14 protein-coding genes are annotated in these 16,994 nt (G+C 63.6%); 4 read left to right on the forward strand and 10 right to left on the reverse strand.

Annotated features, from left to right (window positions below):
• Positions 1 to 167: 167 nt before the first annotated feature.
• Positions 168 to 1,241, reverse strand: a complete 1,074-nt coding sequence (locus RJ1_RS00625; protein ID WP_073357964.1) for an XdhC family protein — start codon at positions 1,239 to 1,241, stop codon at positions 168 to 170.
• 484 nt (positions 1,242 to 1,725) lie between these two features.
• Between RJ1_RS00625 and RJ1_RS47425 the strand changes: the two genes are divergently transcribed.
• Together RJ1_RS47425 and RJ1_RS49200 are read left to right on the forward strand one after the other, a co-directional pair.
• Positions 1,726 to 2,097, forward strand: coding sequence for an SUMF1/EgtB/PvdO family nonheme iron enzyme (locus RJ1_RS47425; protein WP_240319594.1), 372 nt, complete (start codon positions 1,726 to 1,728; stop codon positions 2,095 to 2,097).
• A gap of 830 nt (positions 2,098 to 2,927) precedes the next feature.
• Positions 2,928 to 3,110 (forward strand): hypothetical protein, encoded by a 183-nt coding sequence (locus tag RJ1_RS49200; protein ID WP_073357966.1) that lies wholly within the window; start codon positions 2,928 to 2,930, stop codon positions 3,108 to 3,110.
• 208 nt (positions 3,111 to 3,318) lie between these two features.
• On the opposite strand, the gene RJ1_RS00640 is transcribed toward RJ1_RS49200, so the two are convergent.
• From RJ1_RS00640 to RJ1_RS47155, 6 genes are all read right to left on the reverse strand, one after another.
• Complete coding sequence (locus tag RJ1_RS00640; RefSeq protein WP_073358111.1) at positions 3,319 to 3,990, reverse strand: Abi family protein; 672 nt, start codon at positions 3,988 to 3,990, stop codon at positions 3,319 to 3,321.
• Positions 3,991 to 4,082: 92 nt separating this feature from the next.
• Entirely contained in the window at positions 4,083 to 4,853 is a 771-nt protein-coding gene (locus RJ1_RS47430) for a hypothetical protein (RefSeq protein WP_240319572.1), read from the reverse strand.
• A 278-nt stretch (positions 4,854 to 5,131) separates the two neighbouring features.
• Positions 5,132 to 5,302: a hypothetical protein gene (locus RJ1_RS46625; RefSeq protein ID WP_162850249.1), complete on the reverse strand. Its 171-nt coding sequence runs from the start codon at positions 5,300 to 5,302 to the stop codon at positions 5,132 to 5,134.
• Between the two features lie 748 nt (positions 5,303 to 6,050).
• Positions 6,051 to 6,725, reverse strand: a complete 675-nt coding sequence (locus RJ1_RS48735; RefSeq protein ID WP_205415324.1) for a site-specific integrase — start codon at positions 6,723 to 6,725, stop codon at positions 6,051 to 6,053.
• Positions 6,726 to 7,581: 856 nt separating this feature from the next.
• Entirely contained in the window at positions 7,582 to 8,835 is a 1,254-nt protein-coding gene (locus RJ1_RS00665) for a PIN domain-containing protein (RefSeq protein WP_073357968.1), read from the reverse strand.
• 129 nt (positions 8,836 to 8,964) lie between these two features.
• The gene (locus RJ1_RS47155) at positions 8,965 to 9,924 is read right to left on the reverse strand and encodes a hypothetical protein (protein ID WP_174694930.1); all 960 of its coding nucleotides are present in this window, start codon (positions 9,922 to 9,924) and stop codon (positions 8,965 to 8,967) included.
• A gap of 727 nt (positions 9,925 to 10,651) precedes the next feature.
• Between RJ1_RS47155 and RJ1_RS00675 the strand changes: the two genes are divergently transcribed.
• Positions 10,652 to 11,578 (forward strand): LysR family transcriptional regulator, encoded by a 927-nt coding sequence (locus RJ1_RS00675; protein ID WP_073357969.1) that lies wholly within the window; start codon positions 10,652 to 10,654, stop codon positions 11,576 to 11,578.
• Positions 11,579 to 11,741: 163 nt separating this feature from the next.
• Here RJ1_RS00675 and RJ1_RS00680 read toward each other — a convergent pair whose 3' ends face one another.
• The 3 genes from RJ1_RS00680 to RJ1_RS00690 all read right to left on the reverse strand — a co-directional run bounded on the left by RJ1_RS00680 (position 11,742) and on the right by RJ1_RS00690 (position 16,203).
• Positions 11,742 to 12,254 (reverse strand): HPP family protein, encoded by a 513-nt coding sequence (locus RJ1_RS00680; protein WP_073357970.1) that lies wholly within the window; start codon positions 12,252 to 12,254, stop codon positions 11,742 to 11,744.
• Positions 12,255 to 12,357: 103 nt separating this feature from the next.
• Complete coding sequence (locus RJ1_RS00685; RefSeq protein ID WP_073357971.1) at positions 12,358 to 13,560, reverse strand: NAD-dependent formate dehydrogenase; 1,203 nt, start codon at positions 13,558 to 13,560, stop codon at positions 12,358 to 12,360.
• Positions 13,561 to 14,493: 933 nt separating this feature from the next.
• On the reverse strand, positions 14,494 to 16,203 hold the full coding sequence (locus tag RJ1_RS00690; RefSeq protein WP_073357972.1) for an FAD-dependent oxidoreductase: 1,710 nt from the start codon (positions 16,201 to 16,203) through the stop codon (positions 14,494 to 14,496).
• Between the two features lie 539 nt (positions 16,204 to 16,742).
• Between RJ1_RS00690 and RJ1_RS00695 the strand changes: the two genes are divergently transcribed.
• On the forward strand, positions 16,743 to 16,994 hold the full coding sequence (locus RJ1_RS00695) for a hypothetical protein (protein ID WP_143048794.1): 252 nt from the start codon (positions 16,743 to 16,745) through the stop codon (positions 16,992 to 16,994).

Here is a 16,994-nt window from a genome sequence, read left to right on the forward strand (position 1 = left end):
AATCCGGCCACGGCATAGCACATCACCCTGACCGGGTAGCTACATGTCTGGCGATACCGGCGTACACCTGACTTGGGGCTGACGAGCGATCACAGCGCACACAAAGTCGACCCCGGCGGGAGCGAAACGTGATTCGACCGGACAAGGAGGCCTCACCAGGTCGGCGATCATCGGTGGATCGGGGAATCGATAGCGCTGAGCCTTTCCCCCGACCCGCCGCACTCGAGCGCGATGATCTCGGCAGCAATCGCGACTGCGGTCTCCTCCGCCGTCCGTCCGCCGAGATCGAGCCCAATCGGTGACGACATCCGGAAGAGTTGCTCTGCCGTAAGTCCTTCGTCACACAAGCGCTGTATCCGGTCTTCGTGGGTACGTCGACTGCCCATCACACCCACATACTTGGCGGGCGAGGTAAGAGCGACCTTCAGTAACGGCACGTCAAACTTCGGGTCATGCGTGAGCACACAGATGACAGTGCGGTCGTCGACCGTGGTCTCCGTCATGTATTGGTGCGGCCAACGCACAACGACATCGTCAGCCTCGGGGAACCGCTTTCTTGTGGCGAATACAGGGCGCGCATCGCAGACGGTCACGTGATAGCCCAGAAACTTACCGATCCTCGCCACCGCCCCAGCGAAGTCGATCGCGCCGAACACGAGCATTCGAGGGGGAGGAACGAAAGACTCTACAAATATTTCGATGTCCTCGCGGACATTGCCATCCACGCAGTCAATCCGAACGGCTCCCGTCTTACCTTGACGGAGCATCCCTCCGATGTGGGGAAGGGCGGCCGCGTCCAGGCTCTGGTTGCCTAACGAACCATAGATCCCGTCGGATTCGGTCACCAGGTGCCGACCTATTCGGTCATCCCCGCGAAGCAGCGTCGTTACTGATATCGGTCGATTGCACCGGATCGCATCAATGATGTGCGGGAGCTCAGGGAAAGGATTTGAATCAGCTGGTTGGACAAGAACATCGAGGGTTCCGCCACATGTCAGTCCCACGCCGAAAGCTTCGTCATCACTGACGCCGTATCGCTGGATGGCGGCTTCGCCCGAGTCCATGACTTCGTGAGCGAGGTCGTACAGTGCGCCTTCGACGCATCCGCCGGACACGCTGCCGGCGACCTCGCCAAGTTCATTGACTGCCATGGTTGCGCCGGGTTGCTTCGGGGCTGAATTCCAGGTTTGCACAACGGTAGCGATGGCAAAGCGAAGGTCACGCTCTTGCCATTCGGCCATCGTGTCTACGATGTCGCGAACTGGCTTCTCCTTCTGCTAGGCGCAGGTGCCCGAGGGAAGCGGCGCCTCGCGTCGACATTGATCACTCTCCATGCTGTGGTCACTGTGCCCCCACCGCATCATCCAAAGCGGGTAGTTTTCGGGAGCTCCAGGTTGGTATCCCCTCGGGATGGGTGTCGTTGGCTTTAGCCGGGGTGCTGAGTCTGCTGCGAGCCGCTGAGAATGCGGTCCGCCCCACAGCGCTTTCTGCGTAGCAGACGGTTGACCAGGCAAGATCCTTTCCGGCCTCGCCGTAGCGGTCACACTTCCCGACGGCGACTGCCTCACCGGCATCGCGATTCGCGCGAGTAACCCGCCGTGTTCGGACGGGTCTGACCTGACCCCATACATCCACGCTGGGAGGGGTAAAGTCGTCGGTGGCTTCGGCGCGACCAGCGGCCAGTCCACTGTCCGCACGAGTTCGAGACTCCCCTCGACAACGAGAATCTCGCCCTGGGAGTGCAGCGCAGAGGAGAAGGTTAACGAACACTTCCCGGGCGGTCAGGCGACGGCGAACACCTGGCAGGGCGAGTTCCCCTGGCAGAACCTCGAACTGGATGGCTTCGAGGGAACCTCGCCCGTCGGGGCCTCCCCACCCAACGGCTACGGGCTCTACGACATCACCGGCAACGTGCGGGAATGGACCTCCGACTGGTTTGCCGCCCGCCACCCGGACGACGCGCAGCACGCCTGCTGCGTCCCGAGCAATCCGCGCACAACGAGCCGGGCGGGTTCCTTCGGCGACCCCAACCAGCCCGGCTCGCAGATCCCGCGGAGGGTGGTCAAGAGTGGCTCGCACCTCTGTGCCCCCAACTAGACCGCCGCACTGATCGTCGGCGGCCACACCTTCGGCAAGGTCCACGGCGCGGCGGATCCCGAACCGCACGTGGGACCCGAGCCCGAGGGCGCCCGCTCGAGCAGACTCGCAGGGCAACGAGACGGTGACATACGGAAAGCCAGGTGACCGCAACGACGCCATGCGGTGCGGACGGTGTATGGACCGTGGGCAAGGCCGGCGGCTTCAAGGGCGGCCCCGGACAGATCCAGACCCAGCCCGGGCTGTCACGCGGGTAAGGCGACAGTGCTCCTCTGACACGAATGCCCCGCACCGATACCGATGTGGGGTTCTTTCGTGGCGGCGTGAGCACCTGGCGGCAGGTCAGATGGTGTGCCCTGTGAAACATCAGTACCATGACCAGCGATAACGCAAGTAGGGGCGGGGTCGTTTCACTCAAAGAGGTGATCACCATGGGTTCCGCTGGAATCGACTCCAATCTGGCGTTCACGGCGTTTCTGCACTGGCTGCACGTCATGTTCGGCCTGAACCTCGGTGTCTGACAGCCGCAAATCGTCGACCCCCGGCAGGCACCTCCGGTCAACGTGCGCCGGGGGGTCCGATTCCGCTTTGCTACTCGATGTGGCGACCGGCGATAGAATCGGTGGTGAGGTTGTCGCGATGGTGGAGCCGAGGTGATCGATTGGATGAGCTCTTGGGGCGCCTGATCGGCCCCCGGCCCCAGCTGGACTACGCCCCGGCGAAGAGGGGGTCGATCGCTGTAAGCCGGTTTCCCTCGTCCTGCGCGCTCACGTTGGCGGACAATGGATCTTGACACAATCGCGAGGCTTCACTCTTGTAAAGGAGCACCGATGACTAGCACCGCCGTCGACGCCGTAGCGGCCCTCCAGGTGACCGAGTACTGGGTGGTGGAAGTGGACCGGCACGACGGGACGTGTCGCACATTCGGACCGTTCACCGCGGACGCGGCCTGGGCAAGAATGGAACACCGGACCGCGCCCACCAGGTTCGCCGCCGTCGTAGGGAAACGATGAGCATCAAGGTCAGTGTGGCATTGAGTTTGCTTGCGGTGGAGAAGGCTTCGTGCATGGGCCGGAGTCGGCTGTCTGCCATGTGAGGTGTCCGGTGTTCGTGTCCGGATGGTGCCGAGCAGACGATAGGCACCCCGACCGACAGGCCACGGTGGTGTGTGCTGCTCTCGGCGGGGTTGGATCCGCGTGTATGCCACTCTCCGTGGCAGGGTCAGGGGCGATGTTGCAAGGTGTGGGGGACAGTGCTGTGTGCGCGGAGCCAGGTTTCGATCGTCGGGTCGATCCACTTGAGGATGGTGAGGAGTTCGTCGTGGAGGGCGGCGATGTCTTTGCCGGTGTCTCCGACGGTGGGGCCGTGGATGGGTTCGTGGTGGGCGATTCGGTTGCGCAGGGTGTTGAGGTGATCGAGCCGGGTGTACACATCACCGCGCCGGCGCGGCGTCTGGTGGGGGTAGGCGTGCCGCAGGGCCGGTGTCCACAGGGTTGCCTCGTAGGACTTCGAGTGTAGGAAGCGCCAGAATCCGAACATCAACTCGGCAACGACGCGACCTTCGGTTTCTTGCCGCCGTCCGCGTGTTGCGCGGGTGCGGGCTTTGGTGACGTCGTCTGCCGACCGTGTGGACAGGACGGGGTGCCGGTACCAGGGGGCGGTCGAGTTCTGCCTGACCGCCCACTGTTGGAGTTGGCGGTGGCAGGCGTTGCGGAGGATGACTTCGAAGTAGCTGAAGTCCGCGAAGAGTGCGGCGCTGATCTGGGTGTTCCATTCGTACAGGTCCAGGGCGCGATCGATGTTTCCGCCCGCAGCGCGCAGGTAGGGAGCCAGCCGTTCGCTGGTCAGCCCGTTTTGCAGGCTGGTGACAAGGTCGGTCGGGCGGTTGGTCATCTCACTCCGGGTCGTGTACGGTTGATCGCGAAGACCCCGGATCGGCCTCTGCACTTCGTGCATGTCACCGGGGTTTTGTACGTTCAGGGTTTCTACGGTGGGTTCAGGTGGGGGCCTGCGGATGCTCCTCGGCGCCCGGGGGCTGCGGCGCTGAGAAAGCCTCGTCGGCGCGCGGCGCCGATCCAGTCGCGGATGGTTGCTTCCGGCCGGTCGAACCGCTTCGACAGTCGGCGGGTGAGTCCGGTGCCGCGGGTGGCTTCGTCGAGATAGGCGCGGGCCACTTCCCGTAGGTGGTCGTCGCTCAGCGTCGGGCGTCCGCGCGGACGTACTCGGACCGAAGTGGCGGTGGTCAGTGCGCGTTGCTCGCTCTCGGTGAGCTCGGCGACTGGTTTGTTGGGGCCCATGATTGTCTTGACGCCGTCCTCGCGCCACGACATGTCCGCGAGGCGAGCTTCGGTGCGGGCGATGATGGCGCCCAAGGGGATGCGGCGCAACAGGTCGCTGGTGATCAGCGGCCTCGGCCCCTGATCCTCGTCTTCATCGTCGAACGGGATCCCGAAGTCGTCGTCCTCGTCCTCGTGAGTGTCGGTGTCATGCTGGTCATCGGGGTGGAGGTAGTTGCCGAAACCGTCGTCGCAGCCCCAGTAGTCGCGGAAGAGTTCGAGCTCGGCGACTTCGAGCCCGTGACCGCGGTCGATGAGGACTGCGTACACGGTGACCGGAAGGTCGCGGCTGACGTAGACGATGTCGGTGACGTATCCCGGCCCGCGCGGCTTCTCCTTGACGTAGATCCCGAGTTGATCTGTGCGCAGGTCGTCATTTTCGAACTCGTCGAATCCGAAATTGACGAAGGAGCCCTTCATCAGGTCCAGGAGCTGCCGTGGCCGGCTCCGGTCGTAGGACAGGTCCCGAACTTTGGTGTCGTCGGCTCCCGAATGCTTTGGCGTTTTAGGGTTATCAGGATTCCGAGGGGCACTCTGATTGGGCGGGGTGGGCACACTTAAACATTAATGCATCGTGTTCGCTGAGAGGACTGAAAAACCGTCTGACTATCTCGGCGCCGTTTCTCGGTAGGTCTGTCGATGAGGCCCGTGACCACCTCCTCGGAACCTGCGGTCATTCGTGCTCTTTCCGGGCGGAATCATGTCGGATCCGACGGAGACCGTTCGATGCTGTTGAGCGCATCGAGTACCTCGTCGACGCTCGTGGTCGGGATTCGGAAGTGTTCGCCCTCCGACGCCCGGAGGCGGTCCCGCACGTAGGCGAGCATGGTGAGTTCGCGTTCGAGGTCTGCTGCGGTTCGGTCGCTCACGACCCAATCCTGCCCCCGTGCGGGACAGTGGTCAGAATCGTGCCTCGGATGTCTTCGTCGGAGGCGGCTGGCGGTACGGCATCTCCAGTTCACCCCATCCGCTAGGGGACATGCCGTCATCGCAGGTCAATACGCCGAATGGCGAAACCCTTCTGAGTGCGAGCGGATCGGGTTCCACCTCTGCGTGTTTCGGTATGCTCGTACCGTCGGCGGCAACGCTGACAGCGCGCGGGAGCGAGTTACTGGTTTGGTCACCGGTTTGCTTCTCCGCGGTAGAGCCACCCTCCGGGGTTGGGGATACACCACGCTGGAAGAAGCTGCCCGACACAGACAGCGAACACCGGCACAGATCGTGGACTTCCACGGCGTCCAAGCTCCGACCGTGCGGCGAGTGCTGATCCGCTACCTGGAAGAGCGCCAACCCGGACTCGAATGCGCGTCACCGCGTGCCGTCGACAACGCCTCGCCGACGGTGTTCCACCGGTCCGGGTCGGTAATCAGTGTCTGCACGGCGGTGTAACCGACGGCCGGCAACCGCGACTGCGCCCTGTGTTTGTTGACCGAGCGGACCTTGCGCTGACGTGAACTCAGGCCTCCGAGCGTGGCAGGCCGTCAATTGGGACATTAATGCCTGCCACGCTTCGTTCCATCTGGGGTGTGTTCGACGCAGGGGGAGGGGGTCTGGTGGCGTACAACGTGAGCCCGGATGCACCGGCGACCCGGTTGGATCCGGAGGTCGGCACCAGCATTACGCCCGCGTCAAAGCCCCGCCGGCTACCGTTCCGCCGACGCGTACAAAGACCGCGCACAGGAGCGTGACTCGGCACGGGAGCTCGACCGGATGGTCGAGGACGCCGAATTCACCCGCGCCCGCAAAGACCTGGAGTGGGCGTTCCCGCGAGCGACCGTGCCCGAGGTGTCTGACCGTAAACGCCGGGACTTGCCGATCCCGGATTCGATTCGCCGTAGCGGATCCGTCCTTCCGGGCGGAATTGCTCGAGCCGATTGTGATGGGCGTGAGGCCTGCCGCCCCTTGAGGGGCACCGGATTGATCAGGGGGCCTTGGCCGATCTCGATCCAGTACTCGTAGAAGGCCCTGACCACTGCGTTTGGAGTGGCGAATCGTACGGATAGCGTAATTGTCGTCCAGGTAGCGCTTGCGGGTGATCGGGTTGATCGTCCCAGCGGTGGCAAGGGATTTTGTCCGCGGTGATCGTCTCGTTCTCAGATTCGCCTGCAACCACAGCACCAGATCTCGGCACTCAGCAGGTGTCGCCTTGTCCCAGTCAACGTCGACAGCTCTCAACCATCTCCACCAGCGCAATAGTGCGTAGGCGTAGCTGCGCACCGATGCCTGGCTGTTGCCCTGTGCAACGAAATCAGTCAGGTAGCGACGGATCCGGCTCGACGGGGGTCCCACCATCGTCCAGGACGTCCCATGCGACGACCCCGGCCGCTCGCTCGACCCGACCCCATCTAGGAAGTCTTATCACCCCAATGTCACGCTCAACCTCATCAAACAAGCCCGACCACCCCTCTCCATCTCGACATAGGTGATTTGTATACCGGCCGGGCTCGGTCTCCGACAGGACTTTGATGGCGTGTCCGATGGTTAGTCCGGTCAATAGGCCCGGCACCCGGTTCGAGTCCTGGGTGCACTGAACCGAGGCTCCGATCTCGACCACGCGTTCACGGTCGACGTCCTGGACGAGTTCACCCGCACCGGCTGGCTCGGCGGCCGCACCGGGATCGGGCACGGCCAGATCGCCACCACACTCGCCTCAGACCCTGATGGTGCGCCGGTGGTCGATTGGCGGGAGATCGTCGCCGCACGCCGCACTGAAGCCCTGGAAACCCTGCTCTCACTCCCGGCATGACCCTGCAGATCGCTGCGGGGATGGTGCCGCTGGTGGTCCGGACGCCGACCGGTGGGAGTTCTCGCACTTGCACTTCGACGGCAGCCTCGGCCGCACAGCACCCTCGGCCTGCCTGCACGACGTCGATGACGTGGGAACTGGTGGCGAGGGACAGATAGGGTTACGGCCGCCGTACATGCACCGAGCCCGCCGATCACAGGTACTGCTGCCCGTCAGCTGAGCATCGGACCGGGTACACGCGCGTTCTGCGTCATCACTCAACGTCGCCTTCAACCATTTCGTCAACTGTCGGCGCAGCGTCATCCGGTGACGATTGCCTCTGCGACGATGCATTCGCCAGACTCGGAGCGCTCTGCCCAGAGCGGCCCTTTCAAGGACCGAGGTGTCGAACCCGCTGGCTGCCTATGCGGCCTTGCCGAATGTGGCCAGGTCGTATCCGCTGGCTGCGAGTGCTGCCGCTCCGATCGCTCCGCCGTCGAACCTGGCCCGCAACAACGCACTACGTCCAATCTCTGAGGATGAAGTAGCAACGTCCAACCAAGCATCCGAGAGACTTAGCCGCTTCCTGTTGGCTCTTCTTTGCCAGCGCGTCCTGCCGGGGTCATCGGGAAGTGCCTCAGCCGCGGTCACAGAGATCTGTTGAACAGTGCCGTCGTCAGCGAATGCAACGGCACCTGAAAGCCGAAGGGTCTTGTTGTACTCGCGAGCAACTCCTTGGGCGTTGCTATTCGGTCCGTCGATCGATTCCGCCGACTCGATTGTGCTGATGTCAACCTCGGTGTCGACATGGAATCGGGCCGTCCACGCTCCACCCTCACGGCCGGCAGCGTCGGCGAAAACCCATCCTTCCCGTTGCTCGCTTACCCCGACGATCGCAGCTTCGGATGTCGTCAGCGGGAGCGCGGCTTCTTCCGGGTCGACGCGATAGGTGAGAGCGGACAACTGGAGACTCATGCAGAGGGCGTCCATGTCGATGTTTTCGGTTTTCGCGGTGATGGCCAATTGATCGAGCGGGGCGTGCTCCGCTGCGAGATGGGAGTCCAGGGTCGAGAGTGACACGGCAAAGAAGACTCGATCTGCCAAGTCCTTCGCCTGCAGTTCTGCGGCGAGCGCGGTATGGAAGGGGATTGGACACTGGCTCTGGTCGACTGCTCTAGGTCCGAAGTCGGAGTGGTTGTTGCTGACGAACCACACCCGTTCGTCGGGATTGCTCTCGGCGATCGACAGCAGGGTGAACCAGATGAGTGTGTCGCGGTAGCCGTCTTTGGTGTCTCCGGTGTACGGGGGCCTGCTCTCGGACGCTCGTCGCGCTATCTCCATGTGGCTGATTTCGGGAGTTGTGAAAACCTCAACGCCGGAGTCGACGAGCCGGTCGTGCAGGTGTTCCTCGTAACCTTCAATCTGTGTAGTGATGCGTTGCTTCCAGTCGTCGTGACAGTCTGCAAGGCCGAGCTTCCACCATTCCAGCGCACTGAACTTCTGGCTGATCTTGACGAGATCCCGCACGACGACGTTGATGGCCTCCATCGCGACGACCTCGGGCACGATGAAGCTCAATCCCCACCATTCGGCATTCTCGGCCAACGACCGCCACGCTGTGCTCTGCAGGTGCGGATCGGCGGTGATGATGTTGGTGTCGACGACGACGATAGTCACCGTTCAATACTGGCTGACAGGGCTGGCGGCTATCCGACCGAGGTATCCATTACCTCGGTCGGGGCCCGGTCCGTGACTCAGGCACCGACGGACCAACCCCGGTACCGACTTCGCTCGATACCTCTAGCGCTACCGGCCACTGAGGAAAGGTGTTGGTGATGCGACGACGGGAACGTTGTAGCCGTTCTCGTCGAGGAGACGCGCGGTGGCGTTGAGGTCTTCGGCAAGCTTGGTGGGCGTGGTCTGCGGCCCGATACGGACAGCGAGGATCGGAAGCGAGGGGACGGTCTCGGTTGCTGCGAGGAGAGTGGCATCGTGATCGGTGGGGTCTCCGCTGACGAGTTCGACATACTCGACGGCGCGCGAACCGTAGGCACTTGGCCGTGAGTGTCGCGTGTCAGATGGCGGATTCATGACGGCGATTCGGATCTCGTCCTCACTTTCGGAACCCTCGTGTTTTTGCCAGCACAGCTGTCGGAGTGCAACGTTGAGCGCGTATTGGTGCGCGGTTTGCTCATCCATCGAGCCGTCATGGTGCTTCATGACGGCCCGGATGATCTCTTCGAGGGCCCGGCCGCTCGGGGTCTCCAGCGGGGCCGTGAAGTTGGGCTGGAACTTCTTGTAGTCCACCTCGTGCCATCGTAGAAACGGGCTGCCTACCGAAAGCGCCTCCGGGATTGTTTCCTCGGAGCGGCTACGGATACGCCAGATCGAATGCTCCTGCAGGCAGATCGCGTATCCCTGGTCGCGTCCGTAATCCTTCCAGTGCTCGAGTTTGTCGCCATACATCGAGCCGGAGGCGAAGAACAGATCGGGTGACTCGATTTCGTTGCCGAGCCGAGCGATGAGGTGGTCGACTTCGTCGCGGGGTACTTCGTCAACGAGTTTGGGTGAGCTGCGATAGTGCTGCCAGGTGCTGCGCATCTCGTCGAGGGCGTACGTAACTTCGGTCGGGTCGTCCAAGCCGGTCCGGGCGGTCGCCCGCAAGCAGTGGTTCTCCACGATTCCACGTAGGCCGGCGCGGCTGGTGTAGTGCCAAACGCCACCGCTCTCGAAGCCATTGATGACTGACCAATTGTGTGTGTTCATCGGTGCTCCCTACTACGTCGTCACTGCTTAATCGTTCGCAACCCACTCATGTGCCGGTGGGCATGGCCAGCCAGCGAGTGTCCGTCCACAACGGCGGCCGACAGTTCGCGTCGGTCGCTTGCGGATACTCAGAAGAAGTTCTGTGGCCTCAGTCGCCTTTGGTTGCCCATCAGTCCGATGGAGGCATTGAAGGCAACAACTGCGGACCTCTTCCACCTCCCCGATCCACCCCATGCAGAGGCATTGGAACGCAGCAGCGACCAGTGTCCGTTTCGCTGGAACCCCGCGGATGTTGGGGCTTGCCGTTCCGGTGCCCGGCACGGGTGGGTGGTGCCTTTCGTGTTCGGAGGGCTTTGATTCCGGGGTGTCTTCTGAGTGGTGTGTGTCTCGACAGTGATTGTTGTGGACTGTGTGTCGGATTAGTCATGTCGTCGGGGTGAGTGATGTTTTCGGTGTTCCCAATTGATGCGGGTCGGAGGGGTTGACCACCTTTCCGTTCCGGTGAGTTGCGGCTGCGGCTGCGGCTGGGGGTGTGGAGTTGTGATGTCTGTTGGCGTTGCGGTTGTCGCGACCGTGACGAGTGGGGATGGTTCGGCTGCCCTCTGCTGATGGGGTGTTCTCGGCGGATGGGGTGTGTACGTCGAGGTGTGTGAGGGTGAGGCGTGGGATCGCTGACTGGCTGGTCGCGGACCGTACCGATGTGGCTGCGGGCATGGTCGAATAGGTCATGTTGTTCCGCCAGCTCGAGTACTTTGTCGCGCTCGCTCGTGAGCGTCATTTTGCCCGCGCCGCGAGTGCCTGCTATGTGTCCCAGCCGGCGCTGTCCGAAGCGATCCGCAAGCTCGAACACGAATTGCAGGTCCCGCTGGTCCGACGCGGGCAGAAGTTCGAAGGTCTCACCCCCGAAGGCGAGCGGCTCGTGCTGTGGGCGCGGCGCATCCTGGCTGATCGCGACGCCCTCGAGCAGGAGGTCACGGCGTTGCAGACCGGCCTGACCGGTGTACTACGGCTCGGGGTGATCCCGGCTGCGTCGAGTACCGTTGCCCTGCTTACTGATCCGTTTTGTGCCGAGCACCCGTTGGTGCGTGTGCGGCTGGAGGCGAGTCTGCGATCGGCCGACATAGTCGAACGGATCCGCCGGTTCGAGCTGGACGCCGGGATTATCTACCCGGACCAACAGGACACCGCCGACCTGGTGGTCACCCCGCTGTACGAGGAACAGCAGGTCCTCATCGCCGGCAGCGCGCTGCTCGCCGGCCAATCGGACACCATTAGCTGGTCGGACGCACTCCAACTTCCGATGTGCCTGCTCAACAACGGAATGCGTGGCCGCCAACTCATCGACGATGCACTGGCGACTGAGAATCTCACGGTGACACCTCAACTCGAGACGGACTCCATCGTGGCCCTGCTCGCGCACGTCGGCACCGGCCGGTGGGCGACTATCGTTCCGCAGACCTGGATCCGCACCCTGCGCCCGCCCGCCGGTGCACGCGCAGTGCGCCTGGACAACCCATCCGTCACCGCTCGGATCGCGCTCGTCGCCAGTGCGGTCGAGCCTGGCTCGGTGCTGACACGTGCCCTGTTGACGACGGCGCGCAGCGCCCGCATCGGTGATGTGCTCGGTGGGCGGTCCACGCCGACCGGTGGCTGACGACCGACGCCACGCCCGCGTCTCGATCGGTCGAGTATAAACCGGTCGAAACCACGTCTTGGACACGCCGTTGTCCGGCGAGAGTGAGAGTGCTTCGGAACCAGGGTGCGTGGCCGCCTCCGCCTGTCACCTGACAAGGCAAGACCACACATCAGTTGTGCTGCTAGCCCCGCGTGGGGTACTCCCGCTTGGAGATGAAACGGTGATAGCACCATGCCAGGACGACGAGCGTGACCGATCCGGCGAGGATGGGAGCCAATAGATACGACCACGAGGCAGCGGCGGCGATGATGAGGATCGGGTCGGCGCCTGCGGGCGGGTGCACGGTATCTGTCAGCGTCATCGCCGCGATGGCGATGCCGACACCCACGCCCAGGGTGAGGGGTCCCGGACCGATCGCTGCGAGGATGGCGACGCCGATCAACGACGACAGCAGGTGCCCGCCGATCACGTTTTTCGGCCGTGCCAGCGGGCTCTGTGGGAGGGCGAAGAGCAGCACGCAGCTCGCGCCGAACGGGGCCACGAGCAGGAGTGTGTGGAGGTTTGCCTCGGTCTGCGCCAACACGAAGATCGCGCCGAAACCCCCCAACCCGGAGACCAGGGGGATGCGGAGTAGCGCCCAGGCTGCCGGGCCCCGCTTACCCGTCGCCCCAGGCGCGAGCCGAACTTCTGCCATTCCAGACTCCTTCGCGACCACCGCCAGCAATGCGTGGGCACGCGAAACAACTGCTCCCACGCATTACTGGCAGTTCCTATTTCACTTCTGGTGGTGGGGCTGGTCAGCCCTTTTTGAACTTCGCGGCCTCTTCCGAGCCGCCGGTCGCGTTGCCGGCGCTGTAGGAGTGCGCGCCCACACCGGCCAGCGTGCCGCCGTCGACGATGAGGTATTCGTCGCGGATCGGGCGGTCCTCGAAGAAGCATTCGAGGATTTCGCGTGTGCCCGCCGCGTAGCGGGTCTGCGCCGACAGGGAGGTGCCGGAGATGTGTGGGGTCATGCCGTGGTGCGGCATGGTCCGCCACGGGTGATCCTTGGGGGCCGGCTGCGGGAACCAGACATCGCCCGCATAACCGGCGAGCTGGCCGCTCTCGAGGGCCCGGACGATGGAGTCTCGGTCGCAGAGTTTGCCGCGCGCGGTGTTGACCAGGTAGGTGCCGCGCTTGAACAGTTTCAGAGTGTCGTCGTTGATCATGTGCTCGGTCTCGGGGTGCAGTGGGCAGTTCAGCGTGATGACGTCGCAGTCCGGGTACATGTCCTCGGGTGTGGGATGCCAGGTCAGGCCCAGTTCCTTCTCCACCGACTCCGGCAGGCGGTGGCGGTCGGTGTAGTGCAGGTGCATGCCGAACGGCTTGAGCCGGCGCAGCACGGCGAGCCCGATGCGCCCGGCGGCGACCGTGCCGACGTGCATGCCCTCGACGTCGTAGGAGCGGGTCACGCAGTCGGCGATGTTCCAGCCGCCTTTGGTGACCCACTGGTGGGAGGGCAGGTAGTTGCGTACCAGGCCGAGGATCATCATGACGACGTGTTCGGCGACGCTGATCGAGTTGCAGTAGGTGACCTCGGCGACGGTGATGCCGCGGTCCATGGCGGCCTGCAGGTCGACGTGGTCCGATCCGATGCCGGCGGTCAGCGCCAGCTTCAGGTTCGGGGCCTTGGCGATGCGTTCCGCCGTGAGGTATGCCGGCCAGAAGGGTTGGGAGATGACGACGTCGGCGTCGGCCAGTTCGTGCTCGAATACCGAGTCGGGGCCGTCCTTGTCGGAGGTCACGACGAGGGTGTGGCCGTTGGCTTCGAGGTACTTGCGCAGGCCGAGCTCGCCGGACACGCTGCCCAATAGGGTGCCGGGCAGGAAGTCGATCGCGGTGGGTGTCGGCAGGGTCTGTCCGTCTCCGTACTGCTCGACGGTCGGCAGCTCGTCGCGCGCGTACGTCATCGGGTAGCCGTCGATGGGGTCGTCGTAAAGGACGCAGAGTATTTTTGCCATTGTCTTTTCTTGTCCTCCAGGTTCCAGGCGAGGGCCCCTCCGGCGGAGTGATGCCCACGAGCGTCAGGATCGTCAAACAGCCAGTCCGAGGTTTCTGTTCAGGTGACGGCGCCACGGCTTCTCCCGTGACTGGAATATTCCTACGCGCCTGTCCCGGAAACGATCTCGAACCCGTGGAGTGATGCTTTCACGACGCGTTGGCCGTGGCCAATCTGTTCTTTGGAACACCTCATCGGCGGCGCCTATCAGTGCGGCGGTGATCATTGCGATGTGCACCGAGCGTGGACGATTCGCCGGAAGATGAGTGCAACAAAACGACCCGCTCCCAAGGGGAATCGTGTGGATCCGTAGTCCCTGAGGGATTTCCCAATCACTCCGATTCGGACTCGCGGTGGCCTGCCGCCGCGCACCCCTAGACGTTCACGCGCGGTAAGCTCCGGTTGCCTGCCGGCACTGAAGACCGAGTGGGGGTTGACCTTTCAGCCGGTCGCTCATCCGCTCGTTCGGGCCGTCGGTGTGGTCTCGATCCATGCGCCACTGGATCCCGAATCCGACCATCTGTTCGACGATGAGCTGATCGGGTCGATGAAGCGCGGGTCGTGAAGGTCACCGTCGGCAGCGACTAAGCCCGCCTACATCGTGTAGGCGGGCTTAGTCTGATCTCTCTCAGTCTTCGATATCGAACCGACCTCACCATCGATCGCCGACAATCCGGAACGCCGTGTCCGGGACAGCGTGGGTCGACGAATCAAGTTCGGTTCGTCGACCCACGCTCCTGACGCTTGCGCCGATATCAGTGCGCGGATCCGCCATGAAACGCGGGCCGTGCGCCGACATCGCCGGATCGGGTCGGCGCAACGCGGCTCCCGGATCGACCCATCGTGGTCGGCCCCGCCGATCGATATCTGTCCCACGACCCGGTGCCGCGGTCGATCAGCGCCGCGCTGCTCCGGCCTCCGCCCCGAGCGCTGCATCGAGCATCGAGGAGATGTCAGTGAACTTCGCGCGTGGGCGACCCGACTGTTTACCCAGGCGGCGTTCGGCCTCGTCGATCGCTGCCCATCCTTGCGTGTTGACGACGTCGGGCTGGCGTTCGCGGATGAGGTCGCGGAGATCCTGTCGTCCCTTGACCGTTCGGGTCAGGTGCCCGGTTGTCAGGTCGTCGTGGATCTGCGCGACAGTGTCCTGCGCGCACTTCCTGTTGGTGCCGATCACCCCGGAGGGGCCGCGTTTGATCCAGCCGGCGGTGTAGACGCCCGTGACTGGTTCGCCGGTACGCGGGTCGATGACGCGTCCCTTTTCGTTGGGGATCGTTCCGCGGGCGTCGTCGAATGGGATGCCGGGTACCGGGGTGCCGCGGTACCCGATCGAGCGGAGCACGAGGTTCGTGGTGATGGTCTCAGTTTTGTCGGTTGGCTGCGCCCGCAGCGTGCCGTCGGCGCTCTCCACAAGGGCGTTATGCACGATCTCCAGGCCCTCCGCCCGTTCCTCGCCGAGTACCGCGATCGGTGACGCGAGGTAGCGGAGCACGATCCTCCTATTTCCCGGACTCGGCGTTCCCTGCGAAAATTCCTGTGCCACTGTTGCTTTGAGGACCATCTGTGGATCTGCATCCGGATCTTCGACCCGGACCCGGCTGTACTGATCCAATTCGGCATCAGCCGGGTCGACCAGCACGTCCACGCCCTTCAGGTGGCCGAGCGCGATCAACTCGGGGTTCGTATAGGCGGCTTGCGCCGGTCCTCGGCGGCCGATTACGACCACCTCACGAATGTGGCTGCGCCGCAACGCTGCGAGGGCATGGTCGGCGATGTCGGTGCCCGCGAGATTGTCGGGGTCGGAGACCAGGATGCGGGCCACGTCGAGGGCCACGTTGCCGTTGCCGACGATCACCGCACGTTCCCCGGTCAGATCGAACTGCAGCCCGGCGTAGTCCGGGTGTCCGTTGTACCAGGCAACGAAATCGGTGGCGGCGTGACTGCCCGGAAGCTCCTCGCCGGGCACGCCGAGGCGGCGGTCGCTCGACGCGCCCACGGCGTAGACCACCGCGTGATGATGTGCCATCAACTCCTCATGGGTGAGGTGCTTGCCGATCTCCACGTTGAGGTGGAACTGAAACGACGGATTGGCGACTGTGGCCCGAAAGATGTCTGTGACGCCCTTGGTCCCTGGATGATCGGGTGACACACCCGCGCGGACCAGCCCCCACGGCGTGGGCAGTCGGTCGAACATTTCTACCTCGACCGACTGCCCTCCCTGCGTGACCAGATCCTGGGCGGCGTAGCACGCTGCCGGCCCCGAGCCGACGATCGCGACCCGCCATGGGACATCGCGCGCCGGCACCACGGCTGGTCTGTTCGGCGTGGACGGCTCCTCGAACTCGAGCGGATACCTCTCGAAGTACTCCGCGTTGATCGTCTGGTAGCGGGCATTCGGTTCGGTCAGCGCGTCCTCGGGGAAAATCGCCTCGACCGGGCAGGCATCCGCGCACGCTCCGCAGTCGATGCAGGAGCCCGGATCGATATACAGCATCTCTGCGGTGGTGAACAACGGGTCATCCGGGGTCGGTCGAATGCAGTCGACCGGGCACACTGCGATGCAGGTGGCGTCGTTGCAGCAGGGCTGGGTGATTACATACGCCATGGGGTCCTCGCTGTTCGTCGATCTAATGACGCCCTCGTCGTGGCGTCGGTCCGGTGGATTGGGCTAGCGCTAGATACTTTGCAACACGTCGGCCACCAGAATGGTTGGGCCTGGCCCCGCCGTGACCGATCTCGGGAAGCGGACCAGAACATCTGCCCTACGTCGGTACGTCTCCTGGTCATCGGGAGAGGAACCCGAACGCACGCGTGCTGAACACGATGGGCGTCGACTGGTGCACTCGACCACCAAGTGGCGGCCTCGACGAACTGGTCGATCAGAACGCGTGTCCGGGGACGCACCGGAAATGCGTTCTCATGACGGCGAACACGTCGGACCGAGGCTGCGCCAGTTTCTGCGTCAGACGTGAGTCGTCCGGCGCACCCGAGTCGTTGGGTCAACATATCCCTCTCCTAGTTTTACCATGGGTCAAATTTTGACACAGAGTTGGTTTTTGTGCCAGTAGGTTGACGGATTCGGCGGTCGGAACCGCCAACTGACCCATGGGTCACGGATGCATGATTCTGTAGAATCTGATTCACATGCCTTGGATTTCACTCCAGAATGTGGGCATACTGAAACCAGATCCTATGAAATCTGGAGGCGTTATGAAGATTGTGGAGCTTGTGGGGGCGGTCCGAACAGGCGGGATCGGCATCGTGGACTGTGCTGCCGGTGCGCCGGCCGGCGTCGTGCGAACACAATCTCAGTTCCTGTGGGTCGGCGATGACATGGACGTGTTCACTGCCGACGCCGGCCCGATCATGACCCTCATCAGTACTGAGGTCAGCTGA

The sequence above is a fragment of the Rhodococcus jostii NBRC 16295 genome (genome assembly GCF_001894825.1).
Classification (GTDB): Bacteria; Actinomycetota; Actinomycetes; order Mycobacteriales; family Mycobacteriaceae; genus Rhodococcus_F; species Rhodococcus_F jostii.

Excerpts from the sequence above, each read along its gene's own strand:
- RJ1_RS00625 (WP_073357964.1), bottom strand. The coding sequence starts at position 1,241 with ATGGCCGAATGGCAAGAGCGTGACCTTCGCTTTGCCATCGCTACCGTT.
- RJ1_RS49200 (WP_073357966.1), top strand. The coding sequence starts at position 2,928 with ATGACTAGCACCGCCGTCGACGCCGTAGCGGCCCTCCAGGTGACCGAG.
- RJ1_RS00640 (WP_073358111.1), bottom strand. The coding sequence starts at position 3,990 with ATGACCAACCGCCCGACCGACCTTGTCACCAGCCTGCAAAACGGGCTG.
- RJ1_RS47430 (WP_240319572.1), bottom strand. The coding sequence starts at position 4,853 with ATGAAGGGCTCCTTCGTCAATTTCGGATTCGACGAGTTCGAAAATGAC.
- RJ1_RS48735 (WP_205415324.1), bottom strand. The coding sequence starts at position 6,725 with ATGGTGGGACCCCCGTCGAGCCGGATCCGTCGCTACCTGACTGATTTC.
- RJ1_RS47155 (WP_174694930.1), bottom strand. The coding sequence starts at position 9,924 with ATGAACACACACAATTGGTCAGTCATCAATGGCTTCGAGAGCGGTGGC.
- RJ1_RS00675 (WP_073357969.1), top strand. The coding sequence starts at position 10,652 with ATGTTGTTCCGCCAGCTCGAGTACTTTGTCGCGCTCGCTCGTGAGCGT.
- RJ1_RS00680 (WP_073357970.1), bottom strand. The coding sequence starts at position 12,254 with ATGGCAGAAGTTCGGCTCGCGCCTGGGGCGACGGGTAAGCGGGGCCCG.
- RJ1_RS00685 (WP_073357971.1), bottom strand. The coding sequence starts at position 13,560 with ATGGCAAAAATACTCTGCGTCCTTTACGACGACCCCATCGACGGCTAC.
- RJ1_RS00690 (WP_073357972.1), bottom strand. The coding sequence starts at position 16,203 with ATGGCGTATGTAATCACCCAGCCCTGCTGCAACGACGCCACCTGCATC.
- RJ1_RS00695 (WP_143048794.1), top strand. The coding sequence starts at position 16,743 with ATGCCTTGGATTTCACTCCAGAATGTGGGCATACTGAAACCAGATCCT.